The organism is Streptococcus sp. GMD4S, assembly GCF_000296955.1.
Window position 1 is genome coordinate 1 of record NZ_AJRE01000480.1, and the last position, 2444, is coordinate 2444.

A 2444-nucleotide genomic window follows, 5' to 3' on the forward strand; every position below is an offset into this window, starting at 1 on the left:
TCTTTTTCCTCAATAACTGTTGTCTTCTTCTCCTCAGTATCCTTTGAAGTTTCTATAACATTATGAATATCTTCAGATTGTTCATTGTTTTCTGTTTCTTTATCTGCTACTACTTTTTCTTTACCAGAAATTTTTAAAGCATCTTCAGAACTAGGTGCATCTGCTACTACTTTTTCTTTATCAGAAATTCTTAAAGCATCTTCAGAACTAGGTGCATCTGCTAAAATTACCTCATTGGGGGCATATGCTGCTAAAATAACTGCAGCAGTAGTTAATGACAATACCGTACTTTTTTTCATTATAATTCCTTCATTTTTTATTTTAAACCCAATAGATAGAAAACTTTAACTTTGCTAGCCTTTGTTATAAAAAGTTTTATGACGTATTATCTAGTGGGATAGAGTAGTACATTTATATATAATTGTTAGCTCTCTGAAAAATAGTATATCAATTAAAAAAATTTAAGTCAAGAAAAATTAACCCAGGTTAATTTTTTTTTTAATCCATGTTAACAAATAGGTTAGTCAATAAATATTATAGTTAACTGGGTACAATATAAACTCATTCCTCCCATCAAAAATAGTAGCAATCAACTGGAATAATTACCAAAATCGCAAAAAGGGGTATGGATAGAATTTATGCCTTAATAAACATGCAAAAACAACCGCTATAATTTTCAACGGTTGTTTGTAACATATTTAATGTTTAAATCTCATCCTATTTTATATCTTACGAACCCGCACTTTCGTAAGCGTCCAAGCCCCTGTCCCAGAGTTTTAAAGAAATAACAAAGAAAACAAGGGAAATCAAAATCAACCCACCAATGTTAAAGAGCCCGTCTTTATCCTGCAAGAAATAGCTGGCAGGATAGTAGGCTGTAAAGGCGAAAGGTACGATAAAGCTAATCAACCAACGAAGGAGCGAATTGTAAATGGAAATCGGGTACTTGGCAAAATCATTAAACATATAGAAAATATAAATCATGGCACCTGACTGCTTGGTCCAAAAAGCGATGCTGGCAGTCGCGATTTTCAAGGAAGTATAGATCAAGGTCGCAAAAGGAATGCAGACTAAGAAAAGCAGGAATTTGGGAAAAGTCCAAGCAATACTAGTTACCGTTGTCGCTAGCAAAATACCTCCGACCAAAAGTTCGCCCAAGGCATCAATCTGAAAGGTCTCAACGAGGATATGGAAGAGCGGATTGATAGGACGAGTCAGATACTTATCAAACTCTCCCTTTCGCACCAAGCGCTGCCCTAGTGCCCAGAGATTGTCAAAAAAGAGATGGTCCAATCCCTTGGGAATCAAGGAAAATCCATAGATAAAAGCGATTTCTTGAAAGGTCCAGCCTTCAAGCGAGGGGATATGTTGAAAGAGTACATTGAGAAACAAGAGGTTCAAACCTTGGGTCAGAAAGACACCTAAAACACCAACCACAAAATCAACCTTGTATTCCATGATTTGCTTGATGTATTGTCTGATAAAAATCAGGTGCATGCGTTGATATTTTTTCATACTAACCTCCCTGAATGGTGATAAAGGACTGGACTCGTTTCCAAATCAATTGAGACAAGCCCACCATCACTAAGAGCCAGAAAACCTGTAGCAAGATAGCTTGAAGAATCTGATTGGCATCGTATTTCCCAACAATGATCATGACAGGAGTGTAGATCAAGGATGAAAAAGGCAAGAAGGACAGAATATCTGAAACCACCTTTGGAAAGAAAGCCAAGGGAATCAGACTTCCAGACATAAAGGCCACTATGGAAGTCTTGAGTAGATTGGAACCCCATAGATTTTTAAATACAAAGGCTGAAAATCCAAAGCAGATATTAAAGAAAAAGTTAATCAGGTAGGCCAGCATTAAGCTAAAAAGATATAGGACCGTTAATCCCAGCACTTCTACAATCCCTTGCCCCGATAAGATTTTCATCAAGACAATGACACTTAAAAATGGCAGTCCAACAGAGATAAAAATCAACCACTTGGAGCCAAGCTCGGTGAAGAGATATGAGGCCGCAAAATGCACTGGTCTCAGCAAGCGCATGATAATGGAGCCATCCTTAACCTCCTCCCCAATCATAAAGGAAGAATCTGACTTGGTCAAGAGATTGGTCACAAAACTCATGATGATGTAGAGGGTGATATCAGCCATACTGAAGCCTTGAATCAAGGACTCTTGTGAGGAATCAAAGACGGCCTTCCAGAGATAAAAGGCCACAAAAGCTCCCATCACATCACCAATCCGATAGAGAAGAAAATTCACTCGATAGGTAATCAACTCCTGAATCCCTGCATTGATAAAGGGTTTATAACGTCTCCACAATTTGACCATCTTAGAGCTCCTTTCGGTAGAAGCGACGGATAATATCCTCAATATCCGTATCCAACATCTTCAAATCGCGAATTTCAAAATCAGACAGGGTTTGCTTGATAATATCAGC

The 2444-nt window shown here is 37.8% G+C and carries 2 protein-coding genes and 2 pseudogenes; all 4 read right to left on the reverse strand.

The window, feature by feature from the left end; all coding sequences use genetic code 11:
- A pseudogene (locus tag GMD4S_RS11860) lies at nt 1-299 on the reverse strand (hypothetical protein); the annotation flags it as partial.
- Nucleotides 300-729: 430 nt separating this feature from the next.
- The gene (locus GMD4S_RS11865; protein ID WP_000760749.1) at nt 730-1515 is read right to left on the reverse strand and encodes an ABC transporter permease; all 786 of its coding nucleotides are present in this window, start codon (nt 1513-1515) and stop codon (nt 730-732) included.
- 1 nt (nt 1516) lies between these two features.
- Nucleotides 1517-2335: an ABC transporter permease gene (locus tag GMD4S_RS11870; RefSeq protein WP_000240152.1), complete on the reverse strand. Its 819-nt coding sequence runs from the start codon at nt 2333-2335 to the stop codon at nt 1517-1519.
- A gap of 1 nt (nt 2336) precedes the next feature.
- Nucleotides 2337-2444, reverse strand: a pseudogene (locus GMD4S_RS13405) (sugar ABC transporter ATP-binding protein); the annotation flags it as partial.